At 43.5% G+C, this 19,070-nt stretch carries 13 protein-coding genes, 4 tRNA genes and 1 pseudogene; 1 reads left to right on the plus strand and 17 read right to left on the minus strand.

Annotation, left to right across the window (positions count from 1 at the left end; translation table 11 throughout):
• Window positions 1–112: 112 nt before the first annotated feature.
• The 16 genes and pseudogenes from gshA to gpt form a co-directional block, all read right to left on the minus strand.
• The gene (gene gshA / locus ACUN2T_RS20130) at window positions 113–1,672 is read right to left on the minus strand and encodes a glutamate--cysteine ligase (RefSeq protein ID WP_445494701.1); all 1,560 of its coding nucleotides are present in this window, start codon (window positions 1,670–1,672) and stop codon (window positions 113–115) included.
• Between the two features lie 178 nt (window positions 1,673–1,850).
• A tRNA-Arg gene (locus ACUN2T_RS20135) sits at window positions 1,851–1,927 on the minus strand.
• An 86-nt stretch (window positions 1,928–2,013) separates the two neighbouring features.
• Window positions 2,014–2,090: transfer RNA gene (locus tag ACUN2T_RS20140), tRNA-Arg, on the minus strand.
• Between the two features lie 87 nt (window positions 2,091–2,177).
• Window positions 2,178–2,254 (minus strand) — tRNA-Arg (locus tag ACUN2T_RS20145).
• Window positions 2,255–2,266: 12 nt separating this feature from the next.
• Window positions 2,267–2,359: transfer RNA gene (locus ACUN2T_RS20150), tRNA-Ser, on the minus strand.
• A gap of 393 nt (window positions 2,360–2,752) precedes the next feature.
• Window positions 2,753–2,938, minus strand: coding sequence for a carbon storage regulator CsrA (csrA, locus tag ACUN2T_RS20155; RefSeq protein WP_002209449.1), 186 nt, complete (start codon window positions 2,936–2,938; stop codon window positions 2,753–2,755).
• 243 nt (window positions 2,939–3,181) lie between these two features.
• The gene (alaS, locus tag ACUN2T_RS20160; RefSeq protein WP_445494702.1) at window positions 3,182–5,815 is read right to left on the minus strand and encodes an alanine--tRNA ligase; all 2,634 of its coding nucleotides are present in this window, start codon (window positions 5,813–5,815) and stop codon (window positions 3,182–3,184) included.
• Between the two features lie 317 nt (window positions 5,816–6,132).
• Window positions 6,133–7,200 (minus strand): recombinase RecA, encoded by a 1,068-nt coding sequence (gene recA / locus ACUN2T_RS20165; RefSeq protein ID WP_445494703.1) that lies wholly within the window; start codon window positions 7,198–7,200, stop codon window positions 6,133–6,135.
• 105 nt (window positions 7,201–7,305) lie between these two features.
• Window positions 7,306–7,809, minus strand: a complete 504-nt coding sequence (pncC, locus tag ACUN2T_RS20170; protein ID WP_445494705.1) for a nicotinamide-nucleotide amidase — start codon at window positions 7,807–7,809, stop codon at window positions 7,306–7,308.
• Between the two features lie 26 nt (window positions 7,810–7,835).
• Window positions 7,836–8,990: a lysophospholipid transporter LplT gene (gene lplT / locus ACUN2T_RS20175; protein ID WP_445497939.1), complete on the minus strand. Its 1,155-nt coding sequence runs from the start codon at window positions 8,988–8,990 to the stop codon at window positions 7,836–7,838.
• Between the two features lie 53 nt (window positions 8,991–9,043).
• Window positions 9,044–11,070, minus strand: a pseudogene (gene aas / locus ACUN2T_RS20180) (bifunctional acyl-ACP--phospholipid O-acyltransferase/long-chain-fatty-acid--ACP ligase); the annotation flags it as partial.
• Between the two features lie 105 nt (window positions 11,071–11,175).
• The gene (gene aroL, locus ACUN2T_RS20185) at window positions 11,176–11,700 is read right to left on the minus strand and encodes a shikimate kinase AroL (RefSeq protein ID WP_445494707.1); all 525 of its coding nucleotides are present in this window, start codon (window positions 11,698–11,700) and stop codon (window positions 11,176–11,178) included.
• Between the two features lie 174 nt (window positions 11,701–11,874).
• A complete protein-coding gene (gene proA / locus ACUN2T_RS20190) occupies window positions 11,875–13,128 on the minus strand; it encodes a glutamate-5-semialdehyde dehydrogenase (RefSeq protein ID WP_445494708.1) in 1,254 nt (417 codons plus the stop codon).
• Between the two features lie 9 nt (window positions 13,129–13,137).
• Entirely contained in the window at window positions 13,138–14,241 is a 1,104-nt protein-coding gene (gene proB / locus ACUN2T_RS20195; protein WP_445497940.1) for a glutamate 5-kinase, read from the minus strand.
• Window positions 14,242–14,374: 133 nt separating this feature from the next.
• Window positions 14,375–15,622: an esterase FrsA gene (gene frsA, locus ACUN2T_RS20200; protein WP_445494710.1), complete on the minus strand. Its 1,248-nt coding sequence runs from the start codon at window positions 15,620–15,622 to the stop codon at window positions 14,375–14,377.
• Between the two features lie 14 nt (window positions 15,623–15,636).
• Window positions 15,637–16,098 carry a xanthine phosphoribosyltransferase gene (gene gpt, locus ACUN2T_RS20205; RefSeq protein WP_021325967.1) on the minus strand — a complete coding sequence of 154 codons (462 nt, stop codon included), beginning with the start codon at window positions 16,096–16,098 and terminating at the stop codon, window positions 15,637–15,639.
• Between the two features lie 257 nt (window positions 16,099–16,355).
• On the opposite strand from gpt, the gene pepD reads away from it, so the two are divergent.
• A complete protein-coding gene (gene pepD, locus ACUN2T_RS20210; protein WP_445494711.1) occupies window positions 16,356–17,816 on the plus strand; it encodes a beta-Ala-His dipeptidase in 1,461 nt (486 codons plus the stop codon).
• Window positions 17,817–17,852: 36 nt separating this feature from the next.
• Here pepD and dinB read toward each other — a convergent pair whose 3' ends face one another.
• Window positions 17,853–18,908 carry a DNA polymerase IV gene (dinB, locus tag ACUN2T_RS20215; protein WP_445494713.1) on the minus strand — a complete coding sequence of 352 codons (1,056 nt, stop codon included), beginning with the start codon at window positions 18,906–18,908 and terminating at the stop codon, window positions 17,853–17,855.
• Window positions 18,909–19,070 lie beyond the last annotated feature (162 nt).

Genomic DNA, 19,070 nt, shown 5'->3' on the forward strand with positions numbered 1-19,070 from the left:
GAAACCTTTTCATCTACCACCGGTCGTAAAGAATGAAAGACGCGCAATTATTACCATTCCTATTTTTCCAGAAGTTTTATTTGGCCACTCTTGTTCGTGGCCATTTTCTCCTCTAGCATCCTGCCTGTTGTTTCAGATATTCATCAAAACTGATGGTATCTTCATATTCCAACGCGTCTTGTCGCTCCACGGAAGCCCTGCGTTCTATAGCGAACTGTTCGTCGCTAATAACCTCATATTTTTCATTGATTAATTGCTGATGATATCTATCTGCCAATTCCAGCCCAAAGCCACCAATACCCTGAGTCTTCATTTCTTCCAGCACACGAGCCGATAAAGTCAGTGATGAATCATCAAACATAGTAATCAATTCTTCGCAAACCTTCCGATATTTCGTACCAGAACAACTATCCAGTATTTCAGCAACCCGTTTCAAGTCATTGAATAATTCTTTGCCAACTTTAGCTAATGGTTCCTCCACGCTGCCACAACCAAAGCCAATCATTTGCGCTGGTTTACGCCCTTCAAGGATCACTCTATTCCAGTTTTTACGGCAACACTCCAACTCATCACTACTCATTTCCGGCGCTTCAGCAAGCACACACCATATTAAGAATAGGTCAAGAAAGCGAATTTGTGTTTCATTGACCCCAATCGCGGCAAATGGATTAATATCTAATGAGCGAACTTCGATATATTCCACCCCTCCACGTAGTAAAGCATCAGAAGGCGATTCATTCCCTTTTGCAACACGTTTAGGCCGGATTGGCGCATACAACTCATTTTCAATCTGTAAGATGTTTGTATTGAGCTGAATATATTTGTCACCTTGCTTAATACCCAACTTAGCAAACTCGTCAGACGGCTTGTGAATCGCTTTTTTCAGCCCTTCAACATAGGTACGAAGGTTATTAAACGTAATATTCAGATCACGTTGTGATTTATTGGTGTATCCCAGATCACTCATTCTTAATGAAGTAGCATAAGGCAGATAGCAAGCTCCATTTTCTATGCGCTCAAAAGGCAAGGAAGTCTCTCTGCCACGCAAGAATGAAGAACAAATTGCTGGAGAAGCGCCAAACAAGTATGGGATCACCCATCCAAAACGATAGTAGTTGCGGATCAAACGGAAATAACCATCAGAGATCCGCTCTTTACCGCTCTCTGCATCTTCAACGCCAGCCCATGCCTGCCAAAACTCAATCGGCAATGAAAAATTGTAATGAACCCCAGATATGGTCTGCATCAAAGCGCCATAACGGTTTTTCAGCCCTTCACGATATAACGTCTTATAGCGACCAATATTCGATGTACCATACTGAGCCAAAGTAATGTTCTCTTCCGCATCAATAAAGCATGGCATACTCAAAGGCCACATTTTTTCTTTATCCAGAACACGCGCCGTATGACGATGAATATCGCTAAGAAATGAAATAGTATATTTTATGTCATCATCAACTGGTGTTATGAATTCTAACAATGACTCTGCAAAATCAGTCGTAATCCATTTGTGCGTAAGCGCTGCGCCAAGTGCTTTAGGATGCTCCGTTGCTGCCAAATCACCATCTGAAGTAACACGCAATGTTTCACGCTCAACACCGCGACGAATTCCCTTTAAAATTGTCGGATGCGCCTCTAGCCATGATAGAGCCTTTGATACGTCCGGGATCAATTCGACCTCCCGTAGTGTTTTAGAAGAATTTTTATAAGGGTTTACTTTATCTTAAACAAGCCAAATTGTCGCTGATTAGATATATAAGCAAAAGTATTTCAGTGCGATACAAGGGGCAGGTTGATGACAGCAATACAGATAAGGAAAAAGCCCCGCTTTTTAGACGGGGCTCTTAATATGGTGCATCCAGGAGGATTCGAACCTCCGACCGCTCGGTTCGTAGCCGAGTACTCTATCCAGCTGAGCTATGGATGCATGGTCAGTTTGTTACTCTGGTAAAAGACAGCGGTTGCTTTGATTACCTGAATCGTACCTTAGATGATTGCATCTCAAGGTTAATATGGTGCATCCAGGAGGATTCGAACCTCCGACCGCTCGGTTCGTAGCCGAGTACTCTATCCAGCTGAGCTATGGATGCATGGTCAGTTTGTTACTCTGGTAAAAGGCAGTAGTTGCTTTGATTACCTGAATGGTACCTTAGATGATTGCATCTCAAGGTTAAATATGGTGCATCCAGGAGGATTCGAACCTCCGACCGCTCGGTTCGTAGCCGAGTACTCTATCCAGCTGAGCTATGGATGCATGGTCTTAAAATGGCGGTGAGAGAGGGATTCGAACCCTCGATGCAGCTTTTGACCGCATACTCCCTTAGCAGGGGAGCGCCTTCAGCCTCTCGGCCATCTCACCGTACGCTTTCTTTCGAGCTATTTTTCGAACTGTGGCTCAGAACTTTTATTTAAGCTCCTCGTCACTGCGTGGCGCACATATTACTTTCCCAGACTTATAAGTCAAACAATTTTTCTAAACCTGTGTTTGTTTGGATACTTCACGCACAAGATGGATGGTTTGACGACAAAAAGTGTATTTTGCCAGCAATAAATTATCCTGCTTTCAATTCAAATGTATGCAAGCCATTATTTCCCACAATAGCCTCATGGACGTTGCCTTTTCTTACGATAGAAAAACAAAAAAGATGGGAAGATAGGAAAGAACTTAAGAATAAAGGGAATAAACTACTAATTTAGAGATGGAATACCTCAAAAATGGCGCCCGGTTCTGACATAGGACGCCAACTTAGAATCAATAAGTTGTTGGCTGAGATTTTTCGGCCTGAATCCGCTGATAAATTTCTTCACGGTGAACAGAAACCTCTTTAGGGGCATTTACACCAATACGAACTTGGTTACCTTTAACCCCCAGTACTGTAACTGTTACCTCATCGCCTATCATGAGCGTTTCACCAACTCGACGAGTCAGAATAAGCATTCTTTGCTCCTTGAAAATTTAAAAGAGTCGGGTCTTTAGGTTTCCCCGCTATTATCCATCCAAACACCGTGAAAACGTAAAACAATGTTATATGCTTAAAGTATAAGCAATTTTGAGCGCATTTCCTACATATATAGTTTAGCCAAAATAAATAAATGTGCGCTCAACCTTTTAACAATTTCACAACAAGATTTCAAGGCACCATAAAAACAACTATCATGGTGCCCTCTAAACTCAGGTAATTCAGGTAAGCCGCGATGCTACCCACTCTTCCACGCTATCCAAAGCAGACGGCAACGCTTTAACATCAGAACCACCTGCTTGGGCCATATCAGGGCGACCACCACCTTTACCACCGATTTGTTGAGCTACAGAAGAAATTAACTCACCTGCTTTTATTCTAGCAGTCAGATCCTTTGTGACACCAACAATTAGGCTGACTTTATCATCACTTATAGTAGAAAGCACAATAATTGCTGAACCCAGTTGATTTTTTAGATCATCAACCATAGTTCTCAGCATTTTAGGCTCTGTATTACTTAACTGACTAACCAGCAACTTCACACCGTTAAAGTCTTTCGCTTTACTTGTCAAAGAAGAGCTTTCCTGTGTAGCTTGTTGATCTTTAAGCTGTTGGAGCTCTTTTTCCAGTGCTTTGGTTTTATCCAGTGTTACCCGTACTTTTTCACTCAGGTTATTGATATCACTTTTCACCAATTGAGCAATATCCTGGAGCAAATTAGCTTGTTGGTGCACAGATTCCAACGCTTTTTTACCTGTAATTGCTTCAATCCTACGGATACCCGCAGCAGTTCCGGATTCAGCAGTAATACGGAATAAACCAATATCACCAGTACGGCTTGCATGAGTCCCGCCACATAATTCAGTGGAAAAATTCCCCATTGACAGTACACGAACTTGCTCTTCGTATTTTTCACCAAACAGTGCCATAGCACCTTTGGCTTTTGCTGCTTCCAGATCCATCAATTCAGTCACGATCGGTGAATTCTGACGAACTTCGGCATTAACCAAATCCTCAACCTGACGGATCTGCTCCGGCTTCATTGCTTCAAAATGAGAAAAATCAAAGCGGAGATATTTATCATTAACCAAGGAGCCTTTCTGAGATACATGTTCACCCAAAATCTGACGTAATGCAGCATGTAACAGATGGGTTGCTGAATGATTCAAACGGATTGCATCACGACGTTCTATATCAATAACAGCATTGACCTTATGGTTTACGCTTAAGGTACCCTTTGCAAGCTTACCGATGTGACCGATAGCCTGACTGTATTTTTGTGTATCAGTAACATCAAAAGCACAATCATCATTGCTCAGAATACCCCAGTCACCAACTTGCCCACCGGACTCAGCGTAAAAAGTGGTCTTATCCAGTATAATAATCGCTTCTTCACCCGCTTGAATTTGATTGACTAATTCGCCATTACGGAAGATCGCTGTAACTGCTGCCTGCTGTTCGTTATGATCGTAGCCAGAGAAATCACTGCGTTCATCAACTTTGATCAATTCATTATAATCAGTCCCGAAACCACTTGATTCACGGGCCCGACGACGCTGGTTTTCCATTGCAGCGGCAAAACCGTCTTCATCCACCTTAATATTACGCTCACGGCAAACATCAGCGGTTAAATCCACAGGAAAACCATAGGTATCGTACAGACGGAAAGCGGTTTCACCATCCAGAATATCACCGGACAGTCTTGATAACTCATCGTCCAGTAATTGAAGACCGCGCTCCAGAGTACGGGCAAATTGCTCTTCCTCTGTTCTCAAAACCTGCTCAACAATAGTTTGCTGACGCTTAAGTTCTTCTCCCGCCGCGCCCATCACTTCTATCAATGGAGCAACCAATTTATAGAAGAAGGTATCTTTAGCACCCAACATGTTACCGTGACGAATAGCCCGGCGGATTATACGGCGCAGAACATAACCACGGTTTTCATTGGAAGGAATAACGCCATCACAAATCAGGAACGCACATGAACGGATGTGGTCAGCAATAACCCGCAGAGATTTATTACTCAGATCATCTGTAGCACCAGTAACACCCGCCACAGCAGCAATCAACTCACGGAACAGATCAATCTCATAGTTGGCATTAACATGCTGCAATACCGCAGCGATACGCTCCAGCCCCATACCGGTATCTACGGATGGTTTTGGCAACGGTTCCATCGTGCCATCAGCATGACGATTGAACTGCATAAAGACGATGTTCCAGATTTCAATATACCTGTCACCGTCTTCCTCTGGACTTCCTGGCGGCCCACCCCAGATATGATCACCATGATCATAAAAAATTTCAGTACAAGGGCCACAAGGACCGGTATCACCCATTTGCCAGAAGTTATCTGATGCATAAGGTGCACCTTTGTTATCACCAATACGGATAATTCTTTCTGCTGGTATTCCAACTTCATTTTGCCAGATATCATAGGCTTCATTATCAGTCTGATAGACAGTCACCCATAATTTTTCTTTAGGCAAATTGAACCAATCCTTGCCTGTCAGAAGTTCCCAAGCATAGCCAATCGCATTATGTTTGAAGTAATCACCAAAACTAAAATTACCCAGCATTTCAAAGAAAGTATGATGACGTGCGGTGTAACCTACGTTTTCTAAATCATTATGTTTACCACCGGCACGAACACAACGCTGAGCAGTTGTTGCTCGGGAATAAGATCTTTTGTCCTGCCCAAGAAATACATCCTTAAACTGGTTCATCCCTGCGTTGGTAAACAACAGTGTTGGGTCATTATTTGGCACCAAAGAACTGCTTGGTACTACCTGATGCCCTTTAGTATGAAAAAAGTCGAGAAACGCTTGACGGATCTCAGCGGTGCTTTTGCTCATAATTGTCCCGAAATCAAGCTGGAAAAAACAGATTTATGAATTGGTTAGGTGGAATATTTCATCACCTATTTTCAACTCACGAATAAACAAAGTGGGGATAAGATAAAATTTCTTCCATTAGAAGTAAAATCCCAGATACATCCATTCGCTGGCAGTATTGTAAATCGTCTGGGTATTTTCTGAAAGCATGATCGCATAATATGGATAATACTGGCTTTCTGAGAGAAGAAACCGCGTCATTATTAACGCGGTTATAAGTTTGGTGACAAAACTTTTATAGCTTTAATACCAGAATACAGGCTATCAATATAATCAGATTAGAATTCTTCGTTATTCAACTCTTTGTTTTCGTTGTCTTCATAATCAGAAGCAGCGCTGCTGAATTCTCCAGTATTATGTAGCAGCATTTCACGTAATTTCTTATCTAGCTCAGTAGCAATTTCAGGGTGTTCTTTCAGGTAGATAGTTGCATTCGCTTTGCCCTGACCAATTTTATCGCTATTGTAGCTGTACCACGCACCGGCTTTTTCCACCAGTTTATGTTTCACACCCAAGTCGATCAATTCACCATAAGTGTTGATGCCTTCACCGTACATAATCTGGAATTCTGCTTGCTTAAATGGCGCTGCCACTTTGTTTTTCACAACCTTAACACGGGTTTCGCTACCAACGACTTCTTCACCATTTTTCACAGAACCAATACGGCGAATATCCAAACGTACAGAAGCATAGAATTTCAGCGCATTACCACCGGTTGTGGTTTCAGGGTTACCGAACATAACACCAATTTTCATCCGGATCTGATTGATAAAGATCAAAAGTGTATTGGAGCTTTTCAGGTTACCCGCCAGTTTGCGCATTGCCTGACTCATCATACGAGCAGCTAACCCCATATGAGAATCACCGATTTCTCCTTCGATTTCAGCTTTTGGTGTTAAAGCCGCAACGGAGTCGACAATAATGACATCAACCGCACCGGAACGTGTCAACGCATCACAAATCTCAAGAGCCTGTTCTCCTGTGTCTGGCTGAGAACACAACAGGTTGTCAATATCAACACCCAGTTTCTTCGCATAGACAGGATCAAGGGCGTGTTCAGCATCAATAAACGCACAAGTTTTACCTTCACGCTGTGCTGCCGCAATAACCTGTAATGTCAGCGTTGTCTTACCAGAAGATTCCGGGCCATAGATTTCGACAATGCGTCCCATCGGCAAGCCACCAGCACCTAATGCAATATCCAGTGACAGTGAGCCAGTGGAGATAGTTTCAACGTCCATTGAACGGTCTTCGCCCAGACGCATAATGGAACCTTTACCAAACTGTTTTTCAATTTGGCCCAGTGCCGCTGCCAGTGCTTTTTGTTTATTTTCATCAATAGCCATTTTTACTCCCTCGTAAGCAATGAAAGGGTTACCTCACTGCCGATGAATAATTTTTAATACCAAAATGTCGCCTGCAATTATACTGTATAGTCATACAGCATCAAGCTAATTTTTTATAATCTCTGATAACAATGTCTTCAAAGAATAAATTGCAGATTGAAGGCGTACTTCATTTCGGTCACCGTTAAAACAACAATGACGGGATACAACGTCTATCCCATTTACTGTGCGGTATGCAAACCCAAACCACACTGTGCCAACAGGCTTTTCGTCGCTTCCACCATCGGGCCCGGCAATACCACTGACAGAAACCGCAAGATCTGCCTGCGCTGCTTTCAATGCCCCTGCTGCCATCGCTTTCACAACCTGTTCACTGACAGCGCCATATTGCTGTAAGGTGGTTTCTGATACACCCAGCATCTGATGTTTGGCTTTATTACTGTATGTCACAAAGCTCCGGTCAAAATAAGCAGAGCTACCGGCAATATCTGAAATTGCTTTTGCCAGCCAGCCACCTGTGCAAGATTCAGCACAGGTCACCCACAATTTCTGCTGTCTCAGTTTCATTCCCAGTTCAATACTAAGCTGAGTCAGAATTTTTTCATCCATAAACACACCTTTTATCCAGTAAAAGATCAATTTTTCTGAAACTGATTCCAAATCCACAATCCGGTGATTGTCAAAGTCAATATCACACCAAAACCTACCCCTGCTATAACAACCGGGACACCTATTTTAATGACCAGTGAATATAGGCCAAGCATCAGTAACATGGCGGTATTCTCACCCAAATTCTGTACTGCGATTGCATTACCGGCCCCAACCGTTTGCCTGCCGCTTTCCTGCAATAATGCATTCAGCGGAACAATAAACAGGCCGCCAAAAATGCCAAGAATAATGAGTATAACGTGAGAAGCCCAAAGACTCTGCTGAACAGCAAAAATCACTACCATCACACCAATTAAAATACCGGCAGGCATACAACGGCGGACGGTTTTCAGTGTGATAAAACGGGCGGCAACCCCTGCGCCGATAATAATCCCGATAGCAACCATCACATTAAGTACTGTTGGCGTGCTGTTATCAACAATTCCCAAAACAACAGGCACCCATAAAACCAACAGAAATCTCAGTGTGATCCCCGCCCCCCAGAACAAACTGGTTCCAACCAAAGAAAATCGTGCTTCTTTGTTATGCCAAAGAATACAACAGGCTGAAGTAAAATCTGTCAGCATCTTTTTCAGACTCCAGCCTTTACCCTGACAGGCTGGCGATAATTGCGGGATAAAGAAATTAACAATGACAGCAATGCCATACATCAGCGCACAAGTCAATAATGCGGCGGTCAAGCTCCAATCAGACAAAAAACCACCCGCCACAGAACCGGTAAGAATAGCCGCTATAGTTGAAGCCTCCAGCAAACCATTCGCTTTTACCAAGCGATCACCATCTGTCAATTCAACCAAAATTCCGTATTTGGCCGGTGAATATGCTGCTGCACCCATCCCAACCAAAGCATAGCCAAAAAATGGATCATAACCCAGGCAAATACTCAGCGCGCCTAATAGCTTGAAGCTATTGGCAAACAGCATCACACGACCTTTGGGAAAACGATCTGCTATTCGCCCGACAAAAGGTGCCAACAGGATATACGCAAGGACAAACACTATCTGTAATATCGGCTGGCTCCAGTCAGGGTAAAACTGGGCTTTCAACTGTGCCAGAATCGCAAACAACAGAGCATTATCTGCAAAAGCCGAAAAAAACTGTGATGCCAATACGGCTTTCATACCACGGGTTAATAGCGGTTGAGCAACAACAGAGGATACATTCACGATTATTATTCCTGAGCAGTTTGAAGTAGTAATGAGTATTCAAGTTCCAAATCAGTAGTGAACAGCATTAATATTTCTCCTCTGCTATAGATCACGCTTAACTGTAGCAACATGTATGGCATTAGGAGAGGCTTGCAATGCAAGTTTCTCCACTGTCCTGTGACACTATTTCGTCTGACAGTTCAGCAAAACGCTTCACCCGACCAAGAACAGTGCAGAATCCTTGTTCATCAAGTGAAACAATATCTCCAGTATCGAACCAGCCACACTGAATATACCCATGCTCATCTTCTGCCGATGGACGTTCCAAATGATTTGGATCGTCCCCCCTCAGATACCCTTTCATAACATTCGGGCCACGCAGTTGCAAACGTCCCCCTTCCCTAATACCTGCCACAGGAATCAAACGGAACTCCATTGCCGGTAAAATTCGCCCAACAGTACCGACTTTAGCCATCATTGGCACATTCAATGCAACGACAGACGCACATTCTGTCATTCCATACCCTTCCAGAATACGGATCCCGAATTTATCTTGCCAAACATGTTTAGTGTTCTCAGCAAGCTTTTCAACACCCGCCATTACACAGCGAAGACGTGCGAAATCATAGGGATGGGCAAAACAGGCATAATTCTCCAGGAAAGTAGATGTACCCAATAATATGGTACAGTTACGTTCATATACCAATTCTGGCACCACTCGATAGTGCAGTGGGTTTGGGTAAAGGAATACCCGGCTACCCGTCAACAACGGGGTAAATAGGCCAACAGTCAGTCCAAATGCATGAAACAGGGGCACAGAAGACATAAAACGGTCAAGTGGATTGAAATCAGTAATGGTTTTTATCTGTTCCACATTTGCCAACAAACTAGCGTGACTATGAACCACACCTTTTAGTACACCTTCTGAACCGGACGTAAACAACACTAATGCATCATCATCGGGTTTTTGTGCCACCATCGCTTGTTTCGGGAAAAAGAGGTGCCACAAGATCCATAATTTATCCAGAAAAGTCACTGTACCTTTCAAATCCTCAAGATAAACCCAGTTAACCTCAGTAACCTGTTCAGATAAATGCGTTAACTGCTCCTTTTCCAGAAACTGCCGGGACGTCACAATCGTTTTGATACTGGCGGTTGTTATGGCATTTTTCAGCCCATAACTGCCGGCGGTATAGTCTAACAAAGCGGGAACTCTTCCTCTCAAAGAGGTGCCAAATATAGCCGCTGCCATAATAGTGGAACTTGGTAAAAGAAAACCAATCCGTTCATTCCGACAGGAAAAACGTTGCAGAATACGGCTAATACCCAGCGTTTTCTTAAGCAAACTGTTATAGCTATCTTCTTTAAAAGAAGCATCTTCAATGCAGGGCTTAAAGCGGCCAAATCGCTTTTGTGCAACCAGTAAAGATTCAAACATTGTTTCTTGCGGGCGAGTCCCCATTCGGGCACTCATCATGATTTCATGCAAACGTTCTCCCGCCAAACGGCGTCTCTGTTCTGCGTTAGGCGCATCCGGCATTGGCAATTGCGTGGCAGGCAGAATTTTTATTGTCACCTTCGGAAAAAGATGAAGTTTGAAGATACCTTTTAATCGGCTGAATATCGTTTGTTCCAACCCCTCAATGCGAACAGGCACCACCATTGCTCCCGATACAGCAGCAATAAAAGCCGCCCCATCGTAGATTTTCATTAAAGAACCCGTAACTGTAATTCGTCCTTCAGGGAAGATAACTACCGGTCTTCCTTTACCTATTTCTTTGACCAGCCCCCTGACGGCCATTGGATTTATCGGATCCAAAGGAACTATTTCAATATAGCGCCTTACCCATTTCATAAAACCCCGGTTTGCAATGCTGGAGTAAACAGCAAATACCGGCTTAACAGGTAAGAAAAGTGTTAGCAAAACACCATCAAGAAAAGAGACATGATTAGGTGTGATAAGGCATTTTGGGTAGGTAAATTGTTTAATATCTCCTTCTATCGTCAAACGGAACATTAAACGAAAAACAAACTTTAGAAATTTAAACAACATATTCGCATCTCAACCCATTTGAAAAATTGCACTTATTAGTCGAATCTGCCAGATATTATTTATCATCTGATACTGTAATATTTTTATTTTCTTAAATAAAAAGTGTCAGGATATTCTTCTGGGAAGAATAATTTCTTTCACACAAGCTATAATTCTTTCCGGTGAAAGTTGCGCATCAATAATATGATCTGCACACTCACAATAGAGATTTTCTCTGGCGGTAAGGACTTCTTCCATTTCTTCAACAATAGATTTCCCAGTTAAACTAGGGCGTTGAGTGCTTTCCGGCTGCTGCATTAATCGTTCAGCCAATATGTCAGCAGAAGTCTGAAGATAAATCACCGTACCATTTTGTCGCATATATTGGCGATTTTCGGTTGAAAGAATAATCCCACCGCCAGTGGAAATAACCCGGTTACTTTGACTAACTTGTTGTAAAGCCTTAGTTTCCAATTGTCGAAATTGTTGCCACCCTTGCTGGTTAACAATATCCGCAATGGTCATATTACTGATTTGTTGGATATGATGATCGGTGTCAATAAATGTGTACGATAATTCATTGGCTAATCGCTTTCCAATCGTCGTTTTTCCTGCCCCACGCGCACCTACAATAAACAATATTGGGTTCATTGCCTGATATCCTTGGTAAATTTCATCATTAAAAATAGATTAACAGCTATAGTAACCAAAACTTTACATCAACGTAAAATCAAAAAGTAATCTATATGGAAAAAGCTACCCCAAAGCACGATCCTACCGATATATCAATTAATCAGACACACTTTTGGGGTAACAATAAACCGATTACTTACGGATTAAACTATCTCCATAACCAACCCACTTATACGTAGTCAGCGCATCTAATCCCATTGGACCACGGGAATGCAGTTTCTGAGTACTGACGGCAACCTCCGCCCCCAAACCAAACTGGCCACCATCAGTAAAACGCGTGCTGGCATTCACATAAACCGCCGCAGAATCTACCTGACGAACAAAATAGTCAGCATTGTGCAAAGATTGAGTCAGAATCGCATCAGAATGGGATGTGCCGTATGTACGGATATGGTTAATTGCCCGGTCAATATCACTGACAATTTCCACATTCATATCCAAAGATAACCACTCATCACGGTAATCTGCTTCTGTCACATCCACGACTTTTGCAGGGCCTTCCCGCAAAAATTCCATTGCTGATTTACTCGCATGAAGGGTAACACCTTGTCCTGCCATATTCCTACTCAGTACAGGCAGAAAATCTGCCGCGATCTTCTGATGTACCAGCAACGTTTCCAAAGCATTACAGGCGCTTGGGCGTTGAACCTTAGCGTTAGTAATGACAGTCAATGCCTTATCGCAATCAGCACTTTCATCGACAAAAGTATGGCAGACACCGATACCACCGGTAATAACCGGAATGGTTGACTGCTCGCGGCACAGCTTATGCAACCCAGCGCCACCGCGTGGAATCAGCATATCCACATAACGGTCCATTTTCAGTAGCTGAGTAACTAATTCACGATCCGGTTTATCTATCGCCTGCACTGCTGCGGCAGGTAACCCATTCTGCTCAAGTGCCTGCTGAATGACTTTCACTGTTGCCTGATTGGTGTTATGAGTTTCTTTACCACCACGCAAAATAACGGCATTGCCTGTTTTCAAACACAAAGATGCAACATCAATAGTGACATTAGGACGGGCTTCATAAATCACCCCAATCACACCAAGCGGTACACGGCAACGTTCTAACTTCAAACCACTGTCAAGCAAGCTACCATCAATGACTTGCCCTACCGGGTCAGATAAACGGCACACCTGGCGAACATCGTTCGCTATCGCTGCCAAACGTTCTTGTGTCAGCAGCAGACGATCCAGCAACGCTTCATTCATTCCCTGTTCACGAGCCTGAGCCATATCAAGCTGATTAGCTTCGAGAATGATTGTACTTTTCTGCTCCAGCAAATCGGCAATGTGGATTAATACCTGATTTTTCTGTTTTGTACTTAGCTGTGCCAGTTGCCATGAGGCTTCTCTGGCGGCCTTTCCCATTTGTTCTAACATTATGAATCCTTAACTCACAATCATGTCATCACGATGAACTGCAACAGCGCCATATTCATAACCGAGAATTTGGTTTATCTGCTGTGAATGGTGGCCTGCAATCAAACGCAAAGCATCACTGTTATAACGGCAAACACCGTGCGCTAAATCCTTACCAGACAGGCTACGAATACAGATAACCTCTCCACGGGAGAAATCACCTTTAATATTTTTAATCCCTTTCGGCAACAAAGAACTGCCTTTTTCACAGATTGCGGTTTCAGCACCGTGATCAACAATAATTTCACCGGCAGGAGGGGCACCAAAAATCCAACGCTTGCGATTTTCCATCGGGCTTTCCAGCCCATGAAAGCGAGTCCCAACCGGATTACCTTCAACAACATCCGCGATAACATCAGGTTTGTTACCGGCAGCAATAATGACATCAATACCGGCCCGGCCTGCAATACCCGCAGCCTGAAGCTTAGTCGCCATTCCACCCGTCCCTAAACCAGAAACGCTATCACCGGCAACCATACGTAATTCGTCACTGATGTCATAAACTTCGGGAATAAGTTCTGCATTGGTATTACTGCGCGGATCAGCAGTATATAGCCCTTCAATATCAGTCAATAATAACAGTTTATCTGCTCCACCTAGAATTGCTGCCAGTGCAGATAAATTATCATTATCACCTACTTTAATTTCTGCGGTCGCAACCGCATCATTCTCATTGATTATAGGAACAATGCGATTATCAAGCAGGGCATTTAAGGTATCTCTGGCATTTAAAAAACGCTCCCGATCTTCTAAATCCGCACGGGTCAGTAACATTTGACCAACATGAATACCGTAAATAGAAAAAAACTGTTCCCACAGCTGAATCAACCGGCTCTGACCTACTGCCGCCAGCAATTGCTTAGAAGCAATAGTTGCAGGTAAATCCGGATATCCCAGATGTTCACGGCCAGCCGCAATAGCACCGGAAGTTACAATAATAATACGGTGGCCTTTTTCATGTTGTTGAGCACATTGGCGTACCAGCTCTACAATACGAGCCCGGTTCAGACGACGAGAGCCGCCGGTCAATACACTTGTCCCCAGCTTCACAACCAATGTTTGGCGACCATTCATCATATTTTTGCCGTTATATTTAATTTGAAAAAACAGCATTCAGTTTTAGCAGGAGAGAAGCGTTATGCCAACAGGCATAACGATAAATTGAAAAAATGTGAGTTCAAAATAAACTTATTGCCATCAATTTCAACTAACCCATTTTATTTTTCAACCATTGGCTGGCTTCCTGTAATGCCTTATTGAAGCTGCTGTAAACAGGCGTTGCCGGAATAGTCAATAATTTACTGTCCATTGATGACATTGCTATCAGTTTCGATTCTTCCTTCGGGCTGAAAATATCATTCTGCCAGTAACCCGCTAGCATAGGAACCGAACAACGTCGGCCTAACAGGCCTTGTTTTTTAAGGGAATAACAACCAAGTTCGAGGCGAAACGCATTTTCATCCACATTATAAATACCCATCCGGCTGGCAAACATATCGAGATACATCACAGGAGCATTTTGCTGGCGTTCAGCGCTATTGAGCCACTCATGGACAATAGCGCCAAAAGTCGCAATACCTTTGATACGTTTAGATTCCAAATATGCCAGGCGGACAGCAATATTAGCACCAAAACGGAAGCCAAAAACGCCAACCCGAGTATGGTCAATCCAAGGGATGTCACTCAGTTGATGGATTATTTGTTGATGAAGAGTACAAGTATCCTGTGTCAACCGCAAACGTGAGCAGTAACCCACTGAAGGCATATCCACCGTCAGCATGGCAAATCCCAAAGGCGCCAGATAATCACGGAATAACGGATAATAATCACTTTGCAAATTATCTAAGCTACCACACACCAGAATAGTTGGAGAGGGTCCTTGTGGTCGTTGAGGCAAATGCAGAAAGCCAGTGACACAACCACCCTCTTTCAGTTTGAACTCTATCTTCCTCAACTGATAATCAGAGCAACGGGCCACATTTTCATAGGCTTTATTCGCCAAAACACCGGCCTGCTGAGACAGATCATCCCCTTTGAGATGAGGATAACCGGCGATGCTATACAGATTGGCCGCTTTCAACCAGAAATTGCCCGCCTCTGCGGTCTGTTCTGTCTGTAACGCTCTCTGTTGCCACAGCATCGCCTGATGTGACCACTCAAAAATCCAATTACCTTTACGATACCCAACCACCGTATCCAGTAAATTATCATCACTGCGTTGAGCGTTTGCCATGGCAATCCGGCACAAGACTTCTTCTATCTCGAAAGGATCAACTCCCCGCCAAATCCACATCAGCCGGTTAATCATGCGATACCAGCGCCCGTGGCTATTACCATCCAACGTATTGTAATTACCTGCAATCAGCCGGGGATGGCGGTGCTTTACCAGCGTGGAAGTTTCCTGATGCTTTTGTCTTGGCTTAAAAAGTGATTCTGAAAGATTTTGATTTGCCATAACAAATGCTGATTTTATTTACTTTCACAAATTGGCGGAACAAATACTACGCTCATATCCCAAGGTTGCTCGATCCAAGTATCTTGGGGAATATCAACAACATAATCATCAACAAGAGGACGACCTGCCGGTTTGGCGAAAATAGTCACAAAATGCGCTTTTGGATACATATCACGAATAACCTGAGCGGTGCCCCCAGTATCAACCAGATCATCTACAACGATGAAACCTTCACCATCACCTTCTGCTTTTTTCAGCACTTGCAAATCGCGTTGATTATTATGATCATAGCTGGAAATACAGACAGTATCTACATGACGGATACCCAATTCACGCGCCAAGAGAGCGCCGGGGACAAGACCACCCCGACTCACAGCAATGATACCTTTCCATTGTTCGACAGGGAGTAAACGTTGTGCCAATTTACGGGCATGTATTTGCAACATATCCCAGGTTACGACATATTTTTCGCTCATAAGAATGGGTCCCGGCAACTTAAGAATATTTTCAGAAAAGAGTTTTCACAGAAAAAGTTGCGCGAGATTATAGTGATTTAGACCAGCAAAAACCAGCGGAAACAGGGAATCGATGAATCACATTATTCTTACCAAAATAAAGTGGTATTCTGAGCTCAATAGCATCAAAGCGTTAATCACTTGTAATAATAAAACCTATGTCTCTGGTAGAGAGTAATATTTCCATCTTATTGAGATGCAGTCACAGGAGATTCGTCGTGTCAGAACTATCACAATTATCCCCTCAGCCTCTGTGGGACATCTTTGCCAAAATCTGCTCTATTCCTCACCCTTCTTATCATGAAGAAGCGCTGGCAACCCATATTGTTCAATGGGCGCAGGAAAAAGGCTTGCACGTTGAACGCGATCAAGTTGGCAATATTCTGCTCAGAAAGCCCGCCAGTAAAGGGTTGGAAAATCGTAAAGCCGTTGTTCTGCAAGCTCACCTTGATATGGTGCCACAGAAAAACAACGATACAGAACATGACTTCACCAAAGATCCTATCCGTCCTTATATTGATGGTGAATGGGTTACTGCACAGGGTACAACATTAGGTGCAGATAATGGTATTGGCCTGGCATCAGCATTGGCAGTGCTGGCTGATGACAATGTAAAACATGGTCCTCTGGAAGTTTTACTGACCATGACAGAAGAAACCGGAATGGATGGTGCTTTTGGCCTGCAACCGGGCTGGCTACAGGCTGATATTTTAATCAATACCGATTCAGAAGAAGAAGGCGAAATCTACATGGGTTGTGCCGGAGGTATCGATTTCACCACAACGTTAGCACTTACCCGTGAAACGGTTCCAGCTCACTACAAAACACTAAAACTCACCATCAAAGGTCTGAAAGGCGGGCATTCCGGTTGTGATATTCATTTAGGGCTGGGTAATGCCAACAAACTACTGGCACGATTCCTTACTGCCCATACTGAGGAACTGGCGCTAAAACTGCTTGAGTTCCAGGGTGGTACGCTGCGTAATGCCATTCCACGTGAAGGTCATGTTATTGTTGCCGTCCCCGCAGATAAAACAGCGCGGCTGACCCAACTGAAAGATAACTACCTGGGCATCCTGAAAAATGAATATGTCATCGTCGAGAAAAATCTGACTGTATTGCTGGAAGAGGTTGAAACCGATATTCAGGCACTGACTGATGATTGCCAGAACCGTTTTATCCCACTGCTGAACAGTACACCCAACGGCGTTATCCGTATGAGTGATATCATCAAAGGCGTAGTAGAAACTTCTCTCAACGTGGGCGTTGTGGCCATGGAACAGGATAAGGTCAATATTATTTGTCTGATCCGTTCGCTTATCGACAGTGGTAAATCTTATATTATAGGCATGCTCAGTTCCCTAGCTAAACTGTCAAATGCTGAAATTATCGCTAAAGGCAATTATCCAGGCTGGCAGCCGGATGCGAATTCTCCGGTTATGCACCTGGTACGTGAAACTTATCAACAGCTGTTCGATAAAACACCCAATATTATGGTGATTCACGCAGGGCTGGAATGTGGTTTGTTTAAGAAACCTTATCCTGATATGGATATGGTCTCTATCGGGCCAACTATCACAGGCGCTCACTCCCCTGACGAACAAGTTCACATCAAAAGTGTTGGTCAATATTGGCAGCTGCTGACCGCAGTCCTAAAAGCTATTCCTGAAAAATCTTAATCAAATCTCCCCTGCTCCGATGTAGTAGCAGGGGAATTACCACTCAAGCAAAAGTTGCCGATCAATTTGTGGGTCCAGCAAAGTTACATGCAGGCCCACTAAGCGAACTCCTCGCCCTTCTCGCCGGGATGCCCATGCTTTCTGAGCCAATTGGAGTAAATCCGGTTTATCCAGTATTGGGTGGACATGTTCCTGAGTTGTCAGTTGAAAATCATCAAATTTCAATTTAACTCCCTGACGGGCAATCCGCAGATCAGGTTTGACTGCGCTCAAGCGTTTTTCCAACTCCAGATACAAACTTTCTATCAGTTCAGTGCACTGTTCCCAATGGTGAATATCCTTCGCCAGTGTCCGCTCCACCCCAACCGATTTTCGCAGACAATCCGAACGAACCAACCGCTCATCAATACCGTGGCACCGATCCCAAAGTACCTGACCAAATTTTCCCAACCGTTTCACCAGAGCAATCACATCATATTTTTGTACATCAGCACAGGTTTCCAGCCCCATATCTTTCAGACGTTGCACCGTGACTTTGCCGACACCCGGAATTTTTTTCAGAGGTAAAGTTTTAACAAACTCAGACACTTGATCAGGTGAAATCACATATTGCCCATTCGGTTTATTAATATCAGAAGCGATTTTTGCCAGAAATTTTACCGATGCAATACCGGCTGATGCCGTCAGTTGCAGTTCATCAAAAATAGATTTACGGATTTCATGGGCGATAAGCGTGGCGGATCCATAACAATGATGGCTATCAGTGACATCCAAATAGGCTTCATCCAGTGAAAGAGGTTCTATTCGCTCAGTATAACGAGAAAATATCTGACGGATATGCTGGGAAACCTCTTTATACAGAGCCATACGCCCCGGAAGAACGTTGAGCTGAGGACACCGTTTCAGCGCCATTGCGGTAGACATTGCACTATGTACCCCGAAACGACGGGCAGGATAATTAGCCGTGCTGATAACACCTCGTCTATCTGCACTGCCACCAACAGCTATCGGAATATGACGGAATGACGGATTATCACGCATTTCAATAGCTGCGTAGAAACAGTCCATATCCACATGAATAATCTTTCGCATTTTACTTTGACCAACCACCATAGACTGTATAAATATACAGTTAACTATAATAAAGATCAATCGGAAAAAAGTTAATTCCGTTATTAACTTTCTTCTGCCCGATTCCCTTCGTTAAGTGACCTGTTGGATACAACTTTTTTATTTAGTGACATTTCAAAGGTG

The sequence above is a fragment of the Photorhabdus machadonis genome (assembly GCF_052657765.1).

What these genes read in the sequence shown, in the direction of transcription:
- csrA (WP_002209449.1), bottom strand. Translation starts at nt 2,938, where the DNA reads ATGCTTATTCTGACTCGTCGAGTTGGTGAAACGCTCATGATAGGCGAT.
- alaS (WP_445494702.1), bottom strand. Translation starts at nt 5,815, where the DNA reads ATGAGCAAAAGCACCGCTGAGATCCGTCAAGCGTTTCTCGACTTTTTT.
- recA (WP_445494703.1), bottom strand. Translation starts at nt 7,200, where the DNA reads ATGGCTATTGATGAAAATAAACAAAAAGCACTGGCAGCGGCACTGGGC.
- pncC (WP_445494705.1), bottom strand. Translation starts at nt 7,809, where the DNA reads ATGGATGAAAAAATTCTGACTCAGCTTAGTATTGAACTGGGAATGAAA.
- lplT (WP_445497939.1), bottom strand. Translation starts at nt 8,990, where the DNA reads ATGAAAGCCGTATTGGCATCACAGTTTTTTTCGGCTTTTGCAGATAAT.
- aroL (WP_445494707.1), bottom strand. Translation starts at nt 11,700, where the DNA reads ATGAACCCAATATTGTTTATTGTAGGTGCGCGTGGGGCAGGAAAAACG.
- proA (WP_445494708.1), bottom strand. Translation starts at nt 13,128, where the DNA reads ATGTTAGAACAAATGGGAAAGGCCGCCAGAGAAGCCTCATGGCAACTG.
- proB (WP_445497940.1), bottom strand. Translation starts at nt 14,241, where the DNA reads ATGAATGGTCGCCAAACATTGGTTGTGAAGCTGGGGACAAGTGTATTG.
- frsA (WP_445494710.1), bottom strand. Translation starts at nt 15,622, where the DNA reads ATGGCAAATCAAAATCTTTCAGAATCACTTTTTAAGCCAAGACAAAAG.
- gpt (WP_021325967.1), bottom strand. Translation starts at nt 16,098, where the DNA reads ATGAGCGAAAAATATGTCGTAACCTGGGATATGTTGCAAATACATGCC.
- dinB (WP_445494713.1), bottom strand. Translation starts at nt 18,908, where the DNA reads ATGCGAAAGATTATTCATGTGGATATGGACTGTTTCTACGCAGCTATT.